This is a genomic window from Actinacidiphila oryziradicis (assembly GCF_005047355.1).
GTDB classification, from domain to species: domain Bacteria; phylum Actinomycetota; class Actinomycetes; order Streptomycetales; family Streptomycetaceae; genus Actinacidiphila; species Actinacidiphila oryziradicis.
The window spans coordinates 81,623-100,385 of record NZ_SUMC01000001.1 but is presented as its reverse complement, the minus strand read 5'-3'; the positions used below and the strand labels follow the sequence as shown (position 1 = coordinate 100,385).

The following is an 18,763-nucleotide window of genomic DNA, read 5'->3' as shown; positions in this document are numbered from 1 at the left end:
GGGGTACGGGGACGACCCCGTACCCCCTGAGCTTTTCCGCCGCGGCGGCGTGAGGTGCGATGCCGCAGCCCGGCGGTGTCCGAACGGGCCCGGCCCGGGCGTGGGCGCGGCTGGGGTGCGGAGACGGCGTTGCCGTCATCCTTTTCCGCCGCGGCGGTGCGAGGCGCGGTGGCGCAGTCCGGCGCCGTTGCGGACCGCGACCCGGCGTCGGGCCGGTGGTGCCCGCACGGCTGGATACGGGGTATCCGGACCCCGGTGATCGCCCCGCGCAGGGACGCCGTGGCGTCCGTCGCCCCGAGACGTTCGTAGACTGTGTGCGTGAGCAATCGCCCCGATAACGACGACCACAACGCCGAGCCCGTCCGGGAGGCCGACCTGGCGGTGATCGAGGCGGGCAGCCGCACTCTGCGGGCGACCGCCGCCGTCCCGCAGGACGACGCGCTCCCCACCCGTCCCAAGGACCCCGAGGTCGACAAGGCGCTGCGCGAGGTCGAGGCCGAGCTGGCCGGGCGGTGGCAGGAGACGAAGCTCGAGCCGTCACTCGACCGGATGAATGCGCTGATGGACATCCTCGGCGATCCACAGCGCTCGTACCCGTCCATCCACATCACCGGCACCAACGGCAAGACCAGCACCGCCCGCATGATCGAGCAGCTGCTGCTCGGGTTCGAGCTGCGCACCGGCCGGTACACCAGCCCACATGTGCAGTCGGTGACCGAGCGGATCAGCCTGGACGGGGCGCCGATCGACCCCGAGAAGTTCATTGAGACGTACCGGGACCTCCAGCCGTACATCGAGATGGTCGACGGTTCCCAGCCCCACCGGATGTCATTCTTCGAGGTGCTCACCGGCATGGCCTACGCCGCCTTCGCGGATGCGCCGGTCGATGTGGCGGTCGTCGAGGTCGGCATGGGCGGCGGCTGGGACGCGACGAATGTCGTGGACGGCTCCGTCGCCGTCGTCACCCCGATCGCGCTGGACCACACCGACCGGCTGGGCTCGACGCCCGGCGAGATCGCGGTGGAGAAGGCCGGCATCGTCAAGAAGGACGCGACCGCCGTCCTCGCCCAGCAGCCGGGGGAGGCCGCGCAGGTGCTGCTCAAGCGCGCGGTCGAGGTCGACGCCACCGTCGCCCGCGAGGGCATGGAGTTCGGCGTCGCGCACCGCGAGGTCGCCGTCGGCGGCCAGCTGCTGACGCTGCGGGGGCTGGGCGGCGAGTACGAGCAGATCTTCCTGCCGCTGCACGGCGAGCACCAGGCGCACAATGCGGCGGTGGCACTGGCGGCGGTGGAGGCATTCTTCGGGATCGGAAGTACGCAGGTTCGACCCCTGGACATCGACACCGTCCGCGGTGCCTTCGCGAATGTCACCTCGCCGGGCCGGCTGGAGATCGTGCGCCGTGGCCCGACCGTTGTCCTGGACGCGGCGCACAATCCGGCGGGCGCGCGGGCCGCAGCGGCGGCGGTGGAGGAGTCGTTCGGCTTCACCCATCTGGTCGGGGTGGTCGGCGCGAGCGCGGACAAGGATGTGAAGGGCCTCCTGGAAGCCCTTGAGCCGGTCTGCGCCGAGATCGTGGTGACCCAGAATTCGTCGTTCCGGGCCATGGACGTGGATGAGCTCGCGGGCATCGCGGTCGAGGTTTTCGGCGACGACCGGGTTCAGGTCGAGTCGCAGCTGGATGACGCGATCGAGGCGGCGATCACGCTTGCCGAGGAGCAGGGCGAGTTCGCGGGGGCCGGTGTGCTGATCACCGGCTCGGTAATCACCGTAGGAGAGGCCCGGCTGCTGCTGGGCCGGAAGTGAAGTGAGCGGCGATGCGGACCCTGTGCGCGAGCACTTTGATCGGTGAATTCTTTGTGATCGGTTTCGCCGGTCTGGTCGCGATGAAACAGCCCGGCCTCTCGGTCGGCACTGTGTGGATGGTGAGTGGCATCGCCATGGTGCTGTGTGTGCTGCTGTGCGGCGTCATCACCCGTCCCGGCGGCCTGACGGCCGGCTGGGTGCTCCAAGCCGGTCTGGTCGCGAGCGGTTTCGTCCTGCCCACGATGTTCTTCCTCGGCGCCGTCTTCGCGGCGCTGTGGTGGGCGTCGATCCGCTACGGCCGGAAGATTGACGAGGCCAAGGCCCGGCACGCGGCGCAAGCGGCTTGACGGCCGTTGCCGGTGCCGAATGGTTGACTTGCCGTACATGGCGCCCGTATCCGTGTTGTCCCCGCCGACGCGCGGTTGATCCCGAGGCGATTAGCCGCGGCCTGATCGGAGAAAGCGGATCCCGGTGCCGGGCTCTTATATGCGCCCGGTATCGTGCGGCGTAACCCGCCGTGATCGTCAGAAATTTTGGAGTCCCCACCGTGAGCCAGCGCACCCTGGTCCTGCTGAAGCCTGATGCCGTCCGGCGCGGCCTGATCGGCGAGATCATCGGCCGTATCGAACGCAAGGCCGACTGGACGATCACCGCGTTGGAGTTGCGCAAGCTGGACCGGGCCACCCTGGAGGCCCATTACGCCGAACATGTGGGCCGGCCCTTCTATGAGCCGCTGATGGAGTTCATGCTCTCCGGCCCGGTGGCCGTGCTCGTCGTCGAGGGCGAGAGCGTCATCGCGGGCGTACGCGCCCTGGCCGGGCCGACCGACCCGATCGCGGCTGCCCCTGGCTCCATCCGGGGGGACTTCGGGACGATCGTGCGGGAGAATCTCATCCACGCCTCGGACTCCGAGGAGTCCGCCGAGCGTGAGATCAAGATTTTCTACCCGGGCCTTGCCTGACGGGCTGACGCCCGATCAGCTCAATGGGCGGCCGGAAATTTTTCGTCCGCCCATTCGCATAACGCGAAGCCGTTGGGGAACCAATTCTGCCGACACGACGTCACCATTACTGGGGACAGCTGTGTGTTCTGATGACAATGGCGACGGAACCCTGAGACCCCGTGCCCCGGCGGGCGCGACTACGATGGAGTCCTCCGCTTCATCTCTCCGCACGCAGCGCATCCGCCGTGCCCTCACTCCCCCCATCGCTCCTGCTCGGGAAGGCCAGACGTATCCTCATGGCGAACAACATGTCGTTCATCGGCCGTGATATGGCTGTCGACCTCGGGACCGCCAATACGCTGGTGTACGTCAGGGGTCGCGGGATCGTCCTCAACGAGCCCTCTGTCGTCGCCATCAACACCAACACCGGCGGCATCCTGGCGGTCGGCGCCGAGGCCAAGAAGATGATCGGCCGGACCCCCGGCAATATCGTCGCGGTGCGCCCGCTCAAGGACGGCGTGATCGCGGACTTCGAGATCACCGAGCGCATGCTGCGCTACTTCATCCTGAAGATTCACAAGAGGCGCTGGATGGCCCGCCCCCGGGTGGTCGTCTGCGTCCCGTCCGGCATCACCGGAGTCGAGCGCCGCGCCGTCATCGAGGCGTCCACCCAGGCCGGCGCCCGCACCGTGCACATCATTGAGGAACCGATGGCCGCCGCGATCGGCTCCGGGCTCCCGGTCCACGAGGCCACCGGCAACATGGTGGTGGACATCGGCGGCGGCACCACCGAGGTGGCTGTGATCTCCCTCGGGGGAATCGTCACGGCACAGTCGATCCGGGTCGCCGGGGACGAGCTGGACAACGCGATCATCCAGCACATCAAGAAGGAGTACAGCCTGCTGCTCGGTGAGCGTACGGCCGAGCAGATCAAGCTGACCGTCGGCTCCGCCTTCGACCTGAAGGAGGAGGAGCACACCGAGATCCGCGGCCGCGACCTGGTCAGCGGGCTCCCCAAGACCGTCGTGATCTCGGCCACCGAGGTCCGCAAGGCGATCGAGGAACCGGTCAACGCGATCGTCGACGCGGTCAAGACCACGCTCGACAAGTGCCCTCCCGAGCTGTCCGGCGACATCATGGACCGCGGCATCGTCCTGGCCGGCGGTGGTGCACTGCTGCGCGGCCTGGACGAGCGGCTGCGCTTCGAGACGGGCATGCCGATCCACATCGCCGAGAATCCGCTCGACTGCGTCGCGCTCGGCGCGGGCAAGTGTGTCGAGGAGTTCGACGCGCTTCAGCAGGTACTGGACGCATCGCCGCGCAGATGAGTTCGTACCACCCCCTGTACGGGTGACGGCGGTCCCTCCGGGACTGCCCGTCCGTACGCCGGATCGTTCTATCTCCGGCACACAAGTGCACACATGCGCACACAGGCTCTGACGAGGAAGGCACGGACCCGCCCCCGTGAGGGACACACGAGAGAGCCGGCTTCTGCTGGTGCTGCTGGTGGCGATCGCGTTCGCGCTGATCACCGTGGACATCCGCGGTGGCGAGCAGTCGCCGCTCGACGGCGCCCGCCAGGTCGCGGCCACCGTTTTCGGACCGGTCGAAAACGGGGTGGCCGGTGTGGTCGACCCGGTCGGCAACGCCATAGCGGCGGTACGCGACTCCGGCGGCCGCAACAGCCGGATCAGTGAGCTGGAGCGGCAGAACGCGCAGCTCAAGCAGGAGCTCGGCAGCAAGGACATCAACCGCAACAAGGCGCGCGAGCTCGACAGCCTGCTGAAGACGGCGGCCGCCGGCCAGTACAAGGTCAAGGGCGCCCAGGTGATCGCCATAGGAGCCGCCCAGGGCTTCTCCTGGACGGTCACCATCGACGCCGGCAGCAACGACGGCATCCAGCGCGACATGACCGTCCTCAATGGCGACGGACTCGTCGGCCGGGTCACCACCGTCGGACCGTCCACCGCCACCGTGCTGCTCGCCTGCGACCCCGATTTCACCGTGGGCACCCGCCTGGAGAAGACCTCCGAGCTGGGCTTCGCCACCGGCCAGGGCAACCGCGCCATGCGCGTGCAGCTGCTCAACGGCAAGGCGAAGGTCAAGAAGGGCGACCGGCTGGTCACCTTCGGCTCACAGGCCGGCAAGCCGTTCGTGCCCGGCGTACCGGTCGGCCGGATCATCGAGGTCGACCCGGCCGGCGGCAGCCTCACCCGCACCGTGCAGGTCCAGCCGTTCGTCGGCTTCACCAGCCTGGACATCGTCGGTGTCGTCGTCGAGGCTCCGCGCACCGACCCGCGCGACGCGGTGCTCCCCGCCAAGCCCACCCCCGCCCCGACGGTGACGGTCACCGTCACCCAGAGCCCTGGAGCCGGTCCTTCCGCCTCCAGCACCGCGAGGAACTGACCATGCGATCGCTGCGCATCCCCGCACCGGCGGACCCCACGCCCCATCGCTCCCCGACCCCGGCCCCAGGGGGGACCCGGTGAAACGTGTCGTGCTCTCCGCCGTCCTCGTCGTGGTCGCCCTCGTGGTCCAGGTCAGCGTGCTGGCCCGGCTCCACCTGCCCGGCGCCGTCCCCGACCTGCTGCTGCTCACCGTCCTCGGGCTGGCCCTCGCCTACGGCCCCGTCGGCGGCTGCCTCGTCGGCTTTGCCGCCGGCCTGCTCGCCGACCTCGCCCCACCCGCCGACCACGCCGCCGGGCGCTATGCCCTCGTGCTGTGCGTCATCGGCTACCTCGCGGGCCTGGCCAGACCGGAGAACGGCCGGCTGCGCTCCGCCGCCGGCCCGATGCTCGTCGTCGTGGCCGCCGCGATCGGCACCACAGTGCTCTACTCGGTTGTCGGGGCCATGGTCGGCGACACCGCGGCCCAGCATGTCGGCGTGGGCAAGCTGCTGTTCACTGCGGCCCTCTACGACCTGCTGCTCGCGCCCTTCACCGTCCCTTGGATCATGGCCCTGGCCCGCAGATTCGACAACGACCCGCTCGGCGAGGACACGGCCGGCGGCTACGGACCGAGCCCGGGCCGGATCAGCGGCGCGCGTTCAGGTCTGCTCGGCAAGGTTGGCCCGTTGGCCAAGGGAGGACGGCGACTGTGAGCAACATTCCCGAGACCGGACGCACCTCCAGGGTCACCATCCGGCTGATCATTCTGCAGGTCCTGGTCCTCTCCCTCCTCGGTACCCTCGGCGGGCGCCTGTGGTATCTGCAGATCCGCAACGGCAACCAGTACGCGACCGAAGCCGCCAGCAACAACGTCCAGGATGTCGTCACCCCCGCGGTGCGCGGCTCGATCCTCGACGACAAGGGCATTCCGCTCGCCGACAACGAGACCCGTCTCGTCGTCTCCGCCAGCCGCACCGATCTGCTCAAGCAGAGCGACGGCGGCAAGGCCGTCCTCACCCGGCTCGCCGCAGTCCTCGGCATGAAGCCCCAGGACGCGATGAACAAGGTCCGGCTCTGCGACGCCAAGACCCCCAAGCCGTGCTGGAACGGCTCCCCGTACCAGCCCATCCCGGTCACCGACAAAGCCACCACCCAGCAGGCGCTGCAGATCATGGAGCGCCGCGAGGACTTCCCCGGCATAACCGCTGAGCCCACCGCCGTACGGCGCTACCCCTCACCCAGCGGCGCCAACGCCTCCCAGGTGCTCGGCTACCTCTCACCCGTCACCGACACCGAGCTCACCGCGTCGGAGAAGACGAGCACCCCGCTGCTCCGCTCCGACCAGATCGGCCGCTCCGGCCTGGAGCGTACGTACGACTCCCAGCTGCGCGGCAAGGCCGGCGTCACCCGCTACCAGGTGGACAATCTCGGCCGCATCATCGGCAAGGCCGGTGACACCGCCGCCACGCCCGGCAGCAGCGTCGTCACCAGCATCGACTCGCGCGTCCAGGCCGTCGCCGAGAAGGAGCTGAACCAGGCGATGACGGACGCCCGCAAGACCTATGACAAGGTCACCAACAGCTACTACAAGGCCGATTCCGGCGCCGTCGTGGTGATGGACGTGCACACCGGCCATGTCGTCGCGATGGCCAGCGCGCCCACGTACGACCCCAACGTCTGGGTCGGCGGCATCTCCGCCAAGAACTACAAGCAGTTGACCGGCAAGTCCTCCAACTACCCGCTGCTGAACCGGGCCATACAGGGTCAGTCGGCCCCCGGCTCCACCTTCAAGGTGGTCTCGACCTCCGCCGCGGTCCAGGCGGGCTACCCGCTGAACGGCAGCTATCCCTGCACCTCCTCGATGACCATCGGCGGCCGGGTCTTCAAGAACTTCGAGGGCGAGAGCTTCGGCGGCATCAACCTCGGCAAGGCGCTGGAGATCTCCTGCGACACCGTCTTCTACGGCCTGGCCTACAAGGAGTGGCTCAAGGACGGCGGCACCAAGCCGGTCAAGCACCCCAAGGACTGGTTCTACAAGACGGCCAAGGAATTCGGCCTTGGCGCCACGACCGGCATCGACCTGCCGGGCGAGGTCACCGGCCGGGTCCCCGACCGCCAGTGGAAGCAGGCGTACTACGACGCCAACAAGACCTACTGGTGCAAGGTCGCCAAAAGCAAGGACCAGTCCTACGCCGCCCAGATCGCCCGCGAGAACTGCGTGGACGGCTATGTGATGCGCGCCGGTGACTCGGTCAACTACGCGATCGGGCAGGGCGACACGCTGCTCACCCCGATCCAGGAAGCCATGATCTACTCCGCCATCAGCAACGGCGGCACCCTCTACCAGCCGAGCATCGGCAAGGCGGTCATCAGCGCCGACGGCAAAACCGTGCAGCAGATCAAGCCCCAGGTGAAGGGCAAGCTGCCGGACAACAAGGAGACCCTGAAGTACATAAACCAGGCGCTGGCCGGCGTGGTCACCGGCGGTACCGCCGCCTGGAAGTTCGGCGGCTGGCCGCAGAACAAGATCACCCTGCACGCCAAGACCGGTACCGCTGAGGTCCAGGGCAAGCAGACCACCTCGTGGTTCGCCACGTACACCAAGGACTACGCGGTCGTCATGACGATCTCGCAGGGCGGCACCGGCTCCGGCGGTTCCGGCAACGCCGTCCGCAAGATCTACGAAGCGATGTACGGAATCCAGAGCGACGGCTCGATCGACAGCAAGAAGGCGCTGCTCCCGCAGGCCACGACCAAGCTCCCCAAGATCACCGCCGACGGCACGGTCGCCCAGGTGTCCTTCGCGATCCCCTCGGCGCCTGTTTCCCAGGGCACCGGCCAGGGCACCGTACTCGCCGCCCTCACCCCCGACCGCAACGAGAAGCTACTGCTCGGAAGGCGGTACTGGTCATGACCACCGCCAGCGGTTACGCCATCCGGCGGTTCAGCCCCGAGCGCGGTACCTTCGGCAGGCTTCTGGCCCGCGACTCGATAGCGCGCCGGATGGACTGGATGCTGCTGGCCGCCGCCGTCGCCCTCTCCCTCATCGGCAGCCTGCTCGTCTACTCCGCGACCCGCGGCCGTACCTCGCTCACCCATGGCGACCAGTACTACTTCCTGGTCAGGCACCTGTTGAACGCCGCGATCGGGATGGGCCTGGCGGTCGGTACGGTGGCGCTCGGCCACCGCCGGCTGCGGGTGGCCGTGCCCTTCCTGTACGGGTTCGTGCTGCTCCTGCTGCTGGCGGTCCTGTCACCGCTGGGTGCCACGATCAACGGCAACCGCAACTGGATCGTGCTGGGCGGCGGCTTCTCTCTCCAGCCGTCCGAGTTCGCCAAGATCACCATAATTCTGGCGATGGCCAGCCTGTTGTCCGCCCAGGTCGACGCGGGCGACCGGCTGCACCCGGATCACCGCACCGTCGCGCAGTCCCTCTGCTGGGCGGCCGTCCCCATGGCGATCATCATGGGGATGCCCGACCTCGGCTCGGTGATGGTGATGACGGTGACCGTGCTCGGGGTGCTGCTCGCCTCCGGCGCCTCCAACCGCTGGGTCCTCGGTCTGATCGGCGCCGGCTGCTCCGGCGCGGTGGTGGTCTGGAAGCTGCATATCCTCGGCCAGTACCAGATCGACCGCTTCGCCGCCTTCGCCAACCCCGCCCTCGACCCATCAGGTGTCGGCTACAACACCAACCAGGCCCGCATCGCCATCGGTTCCGGCGGCCTCCTCGGCAAGGGCCTCTTCCACGGCACCCAGACCACCGGCCAGTTCGTCCCCGAGCAGCAGACCGACTTCGTCTTCACCGTGGCGGGGGAGGAGCTCGGCTTCGTCGGCGCCGCGATCATCATCGTCCTTCTCGGCATCGTCCTGTGGCGTGCCTGCAAGATCGCCCGGGACGCCACCGACCTCTACGGCACCATCGTCGCCGCCGGCATCATCGCCTGGTTCGCCTTCCAGGCCTTCGAGAACATCGGCATGACCCTGGGCATCATGCCCGTCGCCGGCCTCCCGCTGCCCTTCGTCTCCTACGGCGGCTCCTCCATGTTCGCTGTCTGGGTCGCCATCGGTTTGCTCCAGGCGGTACGTATGCAGCGGCCCATATCGGCGTAGGGCCCGGGGCAGGCCCGGGTGCCGCCTCCCCGGCGTGGGCGGGGCGGCCCGGGCCTGGGCTAACGCGCTATTGCGGGAGGCTGAACGCGCGATTACGTTTTCAGACATGGGCAAGCGCATGCAGGAAATCGAACGTAAGTATGAATCGGAGGGTCGGGTAGAGGCGCCCGATCTCGCCGGACTGCCCGGGGTCGCGGGAGTACGGGAGCTGGAGCCCGCGAAGCTGGACGCGGTCTACTTCGACACGGCAGACCTGCGGCTGGCCGTACGCCGGATCACGCTGCGCCGCCGCACCGGCGGTGATGACGCCGGGTGGCATCTGAAACTGCCCGCGGACGGAGCCGACACCCGCACCGAAGTGCACGCCCCGCTCGGCAAGGGCGCAAGGGCCGTGCCCGCGGAACTGGCCGACGAGGTCGCGGTGTTCACCCGGGGACATGCCCTGATCCCCGTCGTACGGATCAAGAACGACCGGCGCCGCGTCCATCTGGTCGACGACGACGGCAGCCCCCTCGCGGAGATCGCCTACGACCATGTCACCGCGCAGGTCCTGCTCGTCCGGGGAAGTGTCACCGCCACCGCATGGAACGAGACCGAGGTCGAACTCCTGGGCGGCAGGCCGAAGCTCCTCGACGCGATCGAGGAACGCCTCGCCCACGCAGGGCTGCACCGCTCCACCTCGCCCTCCAAATTGGCCCGCGCCCTCGGCGACCGCCTCGCCGGCGCCGTCCGCCCGCCCGAGCCGCCCGGCGTGCTGCACAGCGCCGGCGACACCGCACTCGCCTACCTCCACGCGCAGGTCAGGGCCATCGCCGTCTACGATCCGCAGGTGCGACGTGACGAGGAGGACGCCGTCCACCAGATGCGGGTCTCCACCCGGCGGCTGCGCAGCGCGCTCAAGAGCTTCGGCCGCCAGTTGGACCGCGCCGTCACCGACCCGGTCGGCGATGAGCTGAAGTGGCTCGCCGGGGTCCTCGGCGTGGAACGCGACCGCGAGGTACTCGCCGAACGGATCGCCGCCCGCCTCGCCGGGCTGCCCCCGGAACTCGCCACCGACGCCGTCCGCCGCCGCCTGCTCGGCACGCTCGCCGCCGCCCACCCGGAAGCCCGCGGAGAGCTGCTGCGCGAGCTGAACGGCACCCGCTACTTCACTCTCCTGGACCGGCTCGACGCCCTCCTCGCCGAGCCGCCCCTGCGGGGCGCCGCCAAGGCCCCGGCCCGGAAGGCGGTCGCCAAGGTGGTCCGGCGCGACCACCGTCGCCTGGGCCGCCGCATCGCGACCGCCCTCGCCATCGACCCGGGCAGGGAACGCGACGTGGCGCTCCATGACGCCCGTAAGGCCGCCAAGCGCGCCCGCTACAGCTCGGAGGCGGCCCGGCCGGTACTCGGTAAGCCCGCACAGAAACACACCCGGCGGATGAAATCCATCGCGCAACTGCTCGGCGAGCACCAGGACAGCGTGATCTGCCGCCAGGCCATCGTCGGCGTCGCCGTACAGGCCGCCGCGGCGGGCGAGAGCCAGCAGGCGTACGAGGCGCTGGTCCAAGCGGAGCGGAAGATCGCCGCCGATGTCGAGGCGCGGCTCCCCAAGGCCTGGAGCAAGGCGAACCGCGGCAAGCTCGCCGGGTAGCGGCCCCGGCGTCTCGGTGCCGGTCCGGGTGGGCAGCCGGACACGTTAGGCTGGATGGTCACCCGCCCCCCCGCTTTCGACCGGGGGATCCCCCCAGCCAGCACACGAAAGACACTCCACATGCCTGTCGAGTCCGTCTTCCCCCGCCTGGAAGCGCTTCTTCCGCACGTCCAGAAGCCCATCCAGTACGTCGGTGGCGAGCTGAACTCCACCGTCAAGGACTGGGATTCCTGCGATGTGCGCTGGTCGCTGATGTATCCGGACGCGTACGAGGTCGGGCTGCCCAACCAGGGCGTCATGATCCTCTACGAAGTGCTGAACGAGCGGGAGGGCGTCCTCGCCGAGCGCACGTACAGCGTCTGGCCGGACCTGGAAGCGCTGATGCGCGAGCACAACGTGCCCCAGTTCACGGTCGACGCGCACCGCCCGGTGAAGGCCTTCGACGTGTTCGGGCTGAGCTTCTCCACCGAGCTCGGCTACACCAACATGCTCACCGCTCTCGACCTCGCCGGCATCCCGCTGGAGGCGAAGGACCGCACCGCCGACGACCCGATCGTGCTCGCCGGCGGCCATGCCGCGTTCAACCCCGAGCCCATCGCGGACTTCCTCGACGCCGCTGTCATCGGCGACGGCGAGCAGGCCGTCCTGGAGATCACCGGCCTCATCCGGGCCTGGAAGACCGAGGGACGCCCCGGCGGCCGTGACGAGCTGCTGTTCCGGCTCGCCCGGACCGGCGGGGTGTACGTCCCGAAGTTCTACGACGTCGAGTACCTGGCCGACGGCCGGATCGCCCGTGTTGTTCCCAACCGCTCCGGCGTGCCGTGGCGGGTGTCCAAGCACACCGTGATGGACCTCGACGAGTGGCCGTACCCCAAGCAGCCGCTGGTGCCGCTCGCCGAGACCGTCCATGAGCGGATGTCGGTGGAGATCTTCCGTGGCTGCACCCGGGGCTGCCGTTTCTGCCAGGCCGGCATGATCACGCGCCCCGTGCGGGAGCGAAGCATCACCGGCATCGGCGAGATGGTGGAGAAGGGCCTCAAGGCGACCGGCTTCGAAGAGGTCGGCCTACTCTCCCTCTCCTCGGCCGACCACAGCGAGATCGCCGAGGTGGCCAAGGGCCTCGCGGACCGCTACACGCAGGACAAGATCGGGCTCTCCCTCCCCTCCACCCGCGTGGACGCCTTCAATATCGACCTCGCCAACGAGCTCACCCGCAACGGCCGGCGCTCCGGCCTCACCTTCGCCCCCGAGGGCGGCAGCGAGCGGATCCGCAAGGTCATCAACAAGATGGTCTCCGAAGAGGATCTGATCCGGACCGTCGCCACCGCGTACGGCAACGGCTGGCGCCAGGTGAAGCTCTACTTCATGGCCGGCCTCCCGACCGAGACCGACGAGGACGTCCTCCAGATCGCCGACATGGCGAAGGCCGTCATCCAGAAGGGCCGCGAGGTCACCGGCCAGAACGACATCCGCTGCACTGTCTCCATCGGCGGCTTCGTCCCCAAGCCGCACACCCCCTTCCAGTGGGCCCCGCAGTTGGGTGTCGAGGAGACCGACGCCCGGCTTCTCAAGCTGCGCGACGCCATCCGAAGCGACCGCAAGTACGGCAAGAACATCGGCTACCGCTACCACGACGGCAAGCCCGGCATCATCGAGGGCCTGCTCTCCCGGGGTGACCGCCGGGTCGGCGCCGTTATCCGCGCCGTGTACGAGGACGGTGGCCGTTTCGACGGCTGGCGCGAGCACTTCAGCTACGACCGCTGGATCCGCTCCGTCGAGAAGGCGCTCCCCGGGCAGGGCGTTGACCTCGCCTGGTACACGACCCGCGAGCGCACCTACGAAGAGGTCCTGCCCTGGGACCACTTGGACTCGGGCCTCGACAAGGACTGGCTCTGGGCGGACTGGCAGGACGCCCTCGACGAGACCGAGGTCGAGGACTGCCGCTGGACCCCGTGCTTCGACTGCGGTGTCTGCCCCTCCATGCAGACCGAGATCCAGGTCGGGCCGACGGGCAAGAAACTGCTGCCGCTCACAGTGGTGAAGTAAGTGGTGAAGTAAGCGGCCGCGCGCCGCTCACTCGAACGAAGTACGGGCCCCGGCCCTTGGCCGACGCGTGACCGGTTGGCCGGACCGGGGCCTCTTCCGTCACCATGGCGGGGTGCCGCAGCTGATCGCCCCCCACATCCGGGTCCACGCCTCCTACGTCGCCGCGCTGGCGGAGTTCCGCGGCGAAGGGCGCGGCGGACCCGACGACGACTCGACGATCGGGCGCGCGCTGCGCACATACGGCGACACCTGGCACGACCCGGAGGTCTTCGCGCAGTACATCGCCCGGCTGAACGCCCTCGCCCCGGACCCCGCGGTCCCGCGCACCTCCCTCTGGTACGCGGACGGCGACACCTACCTCGGCCGCCTCGTCATCCGGCACACCCTCGGCAGCCGTTTCCTGCGCGAGTACGGCGGCCACCTCGGGTACGACGTACGCCCCTCCGCCCGGCGCAGGGGCCATGCGACCGCGATGCTCCGCGAGGCGCTGCCGATCGTCCGGGGCCTGGGCATCGACCGGGCCCTGGTCACCTGCGAGCCGGGGAACATCGCGTCCCGCAGGGTCATCGAGGCGTGCGGCGGCGTACTGGAGGACGAGCTGCACGGCATGCTGCGATTCTGGGTACCGACCGGGGACGCGTAACCTGGAGCGTGACACAGAAGCCCCGCACGGGGCGCCGCAACCACGAGGGACTGAACGACACTGGGCAAGCGACAGCCCGAAGGCCCACCACCAGCACCCACGGTGCAGCGCGTTCGTCTGCGCTACACCAAGCGTGGCCGCCTCCGGTTCACCAGCCACCGCGATTTTCAGCGCGCCTTCGAGCGGGCGCTGCGCCGGGCCGAAGTGCCGATGGCGTACTCGGCGGGCTTCACCCCGCACCCGAAGGTGTCGTACGCCAATGCCGCACCGACCGGCGTCGGCAGCGAGGCGGAATACCTCGAGATCGCGCTGGCGGAGGCCCGGGACCCGGAGAAGTTGCGGATACTGCTCGATGAGTCGCTCCCGGCCGGCCTGGACATCACGGACGCGGTGGAGGCCCGTACTCCGGGCCTGGCCGAGCGGTTGCAGGCGTCGGTGTGGCAGCTGCGGCTGGACGGCGTCGAACCGGCCGAGGCCGGGCGCGCGATCGCCGCGTTCCTGGCGGCGGAGGCCGTCGAGGTGGAGCGGATGACGAAGAACGGCGTCCGCGTCTTCGACTCGCGCGGAGCTGTGGCACGACTTGAAATGGTGGATGAGCAGGTCGCCGGTACCGGCTGGGATGCATTCGAACAGGGTGCCGATAGGCCCCGGGCCGGTGCTTGTGCGATACTGCGGCTGGTTGTTCGGCATTTGACACCTGCCGTGCGACCCGACGACGTCCTGTCCGGCCTCCGTGTGATGGCCGACCTCGCGCCGCCGGTCCCCGTAGCGGTGACCAGGCTGGCGCAGGGGCCGCTCGACGAGGAGACCGGCACGGTCACCGATCCGCTCGCGCCTGATCGCGATGCCGAGACGGTGCCGGAAGGTTCCGCGCAGACACGTCGTCTCAACTGACGAGACTTTCGTCGGCCCGTCAGGACGGTGCCGACGAGCTATACGACAGCTCCCGTGCGGCGCCGATACGGCGCCCGGGAGCGTGACGGGAGAACTGCCCGCATGCTCGAGCACAATGAGCCCAACGAGGCGCCCCAGACCGGCGCCACCGATGCCGCCTCAGGCGGCCCTGACAACGAGACGGCGGCCGCACCGCGCCGTCGCCGCCGAGCGGCTTCCCGCCCGGCGGGCCCGCCCGTAGACGGCGCCGAGACCCAGTCCGACGCCCCCACGGCCGCCCCGGCCATACCGGTACCGCCAGGCGACCCGGCCACCATCGCGTCGGACGGCCTTACGGCTGACATCGCCGCGTCCGGTGACATCGCCGGGCCAGGCGCGCCGAGCGGTATGGCTTCGACCCCGTTCGGTACGGCCGAGGCCATCGGCTCGCCCGCGTCGCTGGAGGCCGAGGCCGCCGCACCTGCTCCGCGTACCCGCCGCCGCGCCACCCGCAAGGTGGCCGCTCCGGCCACTGAAGCGTCCGGTGTGATGGCCGAGGCAGCCGAGGCAGAGGTCCCCTCCGCCGACGAGGTCCCCTCCGCCCCCGTCGAGGTACCGGACTCCGCCGAGGCCGCCGCCCCGCCCCGTGCCCGGCGCCGTGCGACCCGCAAGGTGGCCGCCCCGGCAGCCGCACCCGAGGCGCCCGGCACCGTGGACGCGGAACCCGGCGAGGCTGCTGCGCAGCAGCCCGCCGACGCCACTGGCGCCGCCGAGCCCGCCGACACCGCCGAGGCCGCTGCCCCGCCCCGTGCCCGGCGCCGTGCGACCCGCAAAGTGGCCGCCCCCGCAGCCGCGCCCGAGGCCGACAAGGCCGAGTTCCGGCCTGCCGAGGCGGCCGCTCCGGCGGAGGCCGTGAGCGATGCCGCTCCCGCCTCGCCGAGGGCGCGCAGGACCCGGAAGCGGGCAGTGCCCGCGGCGTCCTTCCTGGCGGAGGACGACGGTTCGCGTCGGCTGAAGCCCGGCGCGCTGGCGCCCAAGGACGCAGAGGACTCCACGGACTCCACCGACTCCGCGAGTTCCAAGAACGACGAGCAGGCCGCGCAGGCGCCCGCCGAGGCGCCGGCGCAGGAGCCGGTCCGCGCGTCCCGCAGGGCGGCCAGGAAGGCGGCGGCCGTGAAGCCGGTCACGTACATCGCGAAGGCGGTGCGGGACGGCAGTGGCTGGGCCGTGGAGGTCGAGGACGCGTTCGACATCCGCGGTTACGGCGCGACCGTCGAGGAGGCGCGGGCGAAGGCCGTGGAGGCCGTCGCCGAGGCCTTCGACGTGCCGGCCGGGTCCGTCGTCATCGACGTGCGGGAGGAGCCGGTGGCAGAGGAGCCGCAGGCATCCGGACGGCGTCGTGCCGTGCGCCCGCCGACCGCGCTGTTCCAGCCGCCGGTCTTCGTGGCGCCGCCGATCGAGCCGCAGGCTCCCCCCGTCGCGGATGAGCCCGAGGCGGAGCCCGCGATCGCACACGCCACCGAGTCCGAGCCCGCGGCCGAGGACTTCGGCCCGCGGCGCCGTCGGCGCCGTCGAGGCGCTCCGGCCGCGGAGAGCGTGACCGTGACCGAGACCGCGCCGCAGCAGGCCGCCGCCGTCGAGGCGCCGGAGACGGCCGCGGAGGCCGAGGACGAGTCGTCCGAGGAGGACGGATACGCCGACGAGGCGCACGACGGCGACGGCGACCGCCCGTCCCGCCGCCGTCGCAGGGGCGGCCGTCGCCGTCGCCGTGGCGAGGAGGCGTCCGCAGGCGAGGACGAGGACACCGAGACCGAGGCGTTCGAGGACGACGAGGCCGCCGGTGAGGCGCCGGAGCACGGCGCCGAGGACGATGACGACCACGGCTCGAGCAGCAGCCGCCGTCGCAGGCGCCGTCGTCGCCGCGGTGGCGAGAGCGCCGAGGCGGTCGAGGCCGGTGCCGACGACCCGGAGCGTACGGTCGTAAAGGTCCGTGAGCCCCGCGAGGTGCGAGCGAAGACCGCGGAGCTCGGCACCGGGTTCGACGAGGTGACGTCCATCAAGGGCTCCACCCGTATGGAGGCCAAGAAGCAGCGCCGCCGCGAGGGCCGTGAGCAGGGCCGCCGCCGCGTGCCGATCATCACCGAGGCCGAGTTCCTGGCCCGCCGTGAGGCGGTCGAGCGCGTGATGATCGTCCGTGAGAACGGCGACCGCACCCAGATCGGTGTGCTGGAGGACAACGTCCTCGTCGAGCACTACGTCAACAAGGAGCAGGCCACTTCGTACGTCGGCAACGTCTACCTGGGCAAGGTGCAGAACGTACTGCCGTCCATGGAGGCCGCCTTCGTCGACATCGGCAAGGGCCGCAACGCCGTCCTCTACGCCGGTGAGGTCAACTTCGAGGCGCTCGGCATGGGCCACGGCCCGCGCCGGATCGAGACCGCGCTCAAGTCCGGTCAGCCGGTGCTCGTCCAGGTCACCAAGGACCCGATCGGCCACAAGGGCGCCCGCCTGACCAGTCAGGTCTCGCTCCCCGGCCGCTATCTGGTCTACGTGCCCGAGGGCTCGATGACCGGCATCAGCCGCAAGCTGCCCGACACCGAGCGGGCGCGGCTGAAGCAGATCCTCAAGCGGATCGTCCCCGAGGACGCGGGCGTCATCGTGCGTACCGCCGCCGAGGGCGCGAGCGAGGACGAGCTGGCCCGCGACGTCGAGCGGCTCCAGGCGCAGTGGGAGAGCATCCAGCAGAAGGCGAAGGCCGGCAACGCCCCCGCGCTGCTCTACGGCGAGCCGGACATGACCGTCCGGGTCGTCCGCGACATCTTCAACGAGGACTTCACCAAGGTCATCGTCAGCGGTGACACCGCCTGGGAGACGATTCACGGATACGTCTCGCACGTCGCGCCCGACCTGACCGACCGGCTGTCGATGTGGACCTCAGAGGTCGACGTCTTCGCCACGTACCGGATCGACGAGCAGCTGCTCAAGGCGCTGGACCGTAAGGTCTGGCTGCCGTCCGGCGGATCGCTGGTCATCGACAAGACCGAAGCGATGATCGTCGTCGACGTCAACACCGGCAAGTTCACCGGCCAGGGCGGCAACCTCGAGGAGACCGTCACCAGGAACAACCTGGAGGCGGCCGAGGAGATCGTCCGCCAGCTGCGGCTGCGCGACCTCGGCGGGATCGTCGTCATCGACTTCATCGACATGGTCCTGGAGTCCAACCGGGACCTCGTGATGCGGCGGCTGCTCGAATGCCTGGGCCGCGACCGCACCAAGCACCAGGTGGCGGAGGTCACCTCGCTGGGCCTGGTGCAGATGACCCGCAAGCGGGTCGGCCAGGGCCTGCTGGAGTCCTTCTCCGAGACCTGTGTCCACTGCAACGGGCGCGGCGTCATCGTCCACATGGACCAGGCGACGACCACCGGCGGTGGCGGCAAGCGCAAGCGGCGCCGCGGCGCCGCCGACGACGAGTCGGTGCCGGCGCTTGAGGCCGAGATTGATGAAAACGAGGCCGAGACTGAGGCCGACGAGACCTTTGAGGCTGTAGAGATCCTGGAGACTCAGGAGATCCCCGAGGCCGCTGAGGCTCCGCAGGTTGAAGCCGAGGAGGAGTGGTTCAGCAGCCCCGCCGAGGCTGAGGCAGCGGTACGCGGCCGTGGCCGCCGCCGCGCCTCGCGGCGGGTGACCGCACCGGTGAGCTCGCCGGAGGCCCCGGCCGAGATCGTCATCGCCGCACCTGCGGGCCCCGCGACCGAGCCGCAGGTCGCGGAGGCCGCCGTCGAGGTTGCCCCCGAGCCCGTCCCGGCGCCCGAGCCCGCCGCCCCGGCCCGTACCCGGCGCCGTGCGACCCGCAAGGTGACCGCCCCGGCGGGTGCGCCCAAGGCCGCCGAGGCCGAGGTGGTGGTCGTCCCGTCCGCTCCCGTCGCCCCTGCCGCCGAGGAGGCCCCCACGGCCCCTGAGCCGGCCGCGGAGCAGCCCGTCGCGGAACCGGCCCCGGCCCGTCCGCGCCGGCGTGTGACGCGTAGCGCGACCGTCTCCACGGCGCCCGACGAGGCCGCGGTGGTCGTCGTCAGTACTCCGGCGGCCGACGCCGACGCCGAGCCGGAGCCGAAGAAGCGGGCGCCGCGCAAGGCCGCTGTCAAGAAGACGACGGCGAAGAAGACCGTCGCCAAGAAGACCACGGCCGCTGCCAAGAAGACGGTGGCCAAGAAGGCGACGGCCAAGAAAGCGAGCACCAAGAAGGCCGCCGCCGCCGAGCAGACCCCCGGCCCCGGGGTCTCCGCCGACGCGTCCGCCGACGCGTCCTGACGCCGGATCCCTCCGTAGGC

At 70.3% G+C, this 18,763-nt stretch carries 13 protein-coding genes; all 13 read left to right on the top strand.

The features are described 5' to 3' along the window. Positions 1-318: 318 nt before the first annotated feature. Complete coding sequence (gene folC / locus FCI23_RS00505; protein ID WP_407645896.1) at positions 319-1,803, top strand: bifunctional tetrahydrofolate synthase/dihydrofolate synthase; 1,485 nt, start codon at positions 319-321, stop codon at positions 1,801-1,803. 11 nt (positions 1,804-1,814) lie between these two features. Further along, complete coding sequence (locus FCI23_RS00500; RefSeq protein WP_136721412.1) at positions 1,815-2,150, top strand: DUF4233 domain-containing protein; 336 nt, start codon at positions 1,815-1,817, stop codon at positions 2,148-2,150. A 200-nt stretch (positions 2,151-2,350) separates the two neighbouring features. Beyond that, entirely contained in the window at positions 2,351-2,764 is a 414-nt protein-coding gene (gene ndk / locus FCI23_RS00495; RefSeq protein ID WP_136721411.1) for a nucleoside-diphosphate kinase, read from the top strand. Positions 2,765-3,054: 290 nt separating this feature from the next. After that, positions 3,055-4,074: a rod shape-determining protein gene (locus FCI23_RS00490; protein WP_136721691.1), complete on the top strand. Its 1,020-nt coding sequence runs from the start codon at positions 3,055-3,057 to the stop codon at positions 4,072-4,074. Between the two features lie 136 nt (positions 4,075-4,210). Next, on the top strand, positions 4,211-5,152 hold the full coding sequence (gene mreC / locus FCI23_RS00485) for a rod shape-determining protein MreC (RefSeq protein WP_136721410.1): 942 nt from the start codon (positions 4,211-4,213) through the stop codon (positions 5,150-5,152). Positions 5,153-5,231: 79 nt separating this feature from the next. Beyond that, positions 5,232-5,846 carry a rod shape-determining protein MreD gene (gene mreD, locus FCI23_RS00480; RefSeq protein WP_136721409.1) on the top strand — a complete coding sequence of 205 codons (615 nt, stop codon included), beginning with the start codon at positions 5,232-5,234 and terminating at the stop codon, positions 5,844-5,846. Further along, a complete protein-coding gene (mrdA, locus tag FCI23_RS00475; protein WP_136721408.1) occupies positions 5,843-8,047 on the top strand; it encodes a penicillin-binding protein 2 in 2,205 nt (734 codons plus the stop codon). Before mreD ends, mrdA begins: the two co-directional genes overlap by 4 nt. After that, entirely contained in the window at positions 8,044-9,243 is a 1,200-nt protein-coding gene (gene rodA, locus FCI23_RS00470; RefSeq protein ID WP_136721407.1) for a rod shape-determining protein RodA, read from the top strand. Before mrdA ends, rodA begins: the two co-directional genes overlap by 4 nt. A gap of 106 nt (positions 9,244-9,349) precedes the next feature. Continuing rightward, positions 9,350-10,873, top strand: coding sequence for a CYTH and CHAD domain-containing protein (locus tag FCI23_RS00465; RefSeq protein WP_136721406.1), 1,524 nt, complete (start codon positions 9,350-9,352; stop codon positions 10,871-10,873). A 120-nt stretch (positions 10,874-10,993) separates the two neighbouring features. After that, positions 10,994-12,919: a TIGR03960 family B12-binding radical SAM protein gene (locus FCI23_RS00460; RefSeq protein ID WP_136721405.1), complete on the top strand. Its 1,926-nt coding sequence runs from the start codon at positions 10,994-10,996 to the stop codon at positions 12,917-12,919. A 112-nt stretch (positions 12,920-13,031) separates the two neighbouring features. Further along, positions 13,032-13,562, top strand: coding sequence for a GNAT family N-acetyltransferase (locus FCI23_RS00455; protein WP_169316643.1), 531 nt, complete (start codon positions 13,032-13,034; stop codon positions 13,560-13,562). Between the two features lie 102 nt (positions 13,563-13,664). Beyond that, positions 13,665-14,456: a TIGR03936 family radical SAM-associated protein gene (locus FCI23_RS00450; RefSeq protein WP_136721404.1), complete on the top strand. Its 792-nt coding sequence runs from the start codon at positions 13,665-13,667 to the stop codon at positions 14,454-14,456. 102 nt (positions 14,457-14,558) lie between these two features. Next, complete coding sequence (locus FCI23_RS00445) at positions 14,559-18,743, top strand: ribonuclease E/G (RefSeq protein ID WP_136721403.1); 4,185 nt, start codon at positions 14,559-14,561, stop codon at positions 18,741-18,743. Positions 18,744-18,763 lie beyond the last annotated feature (20 nt).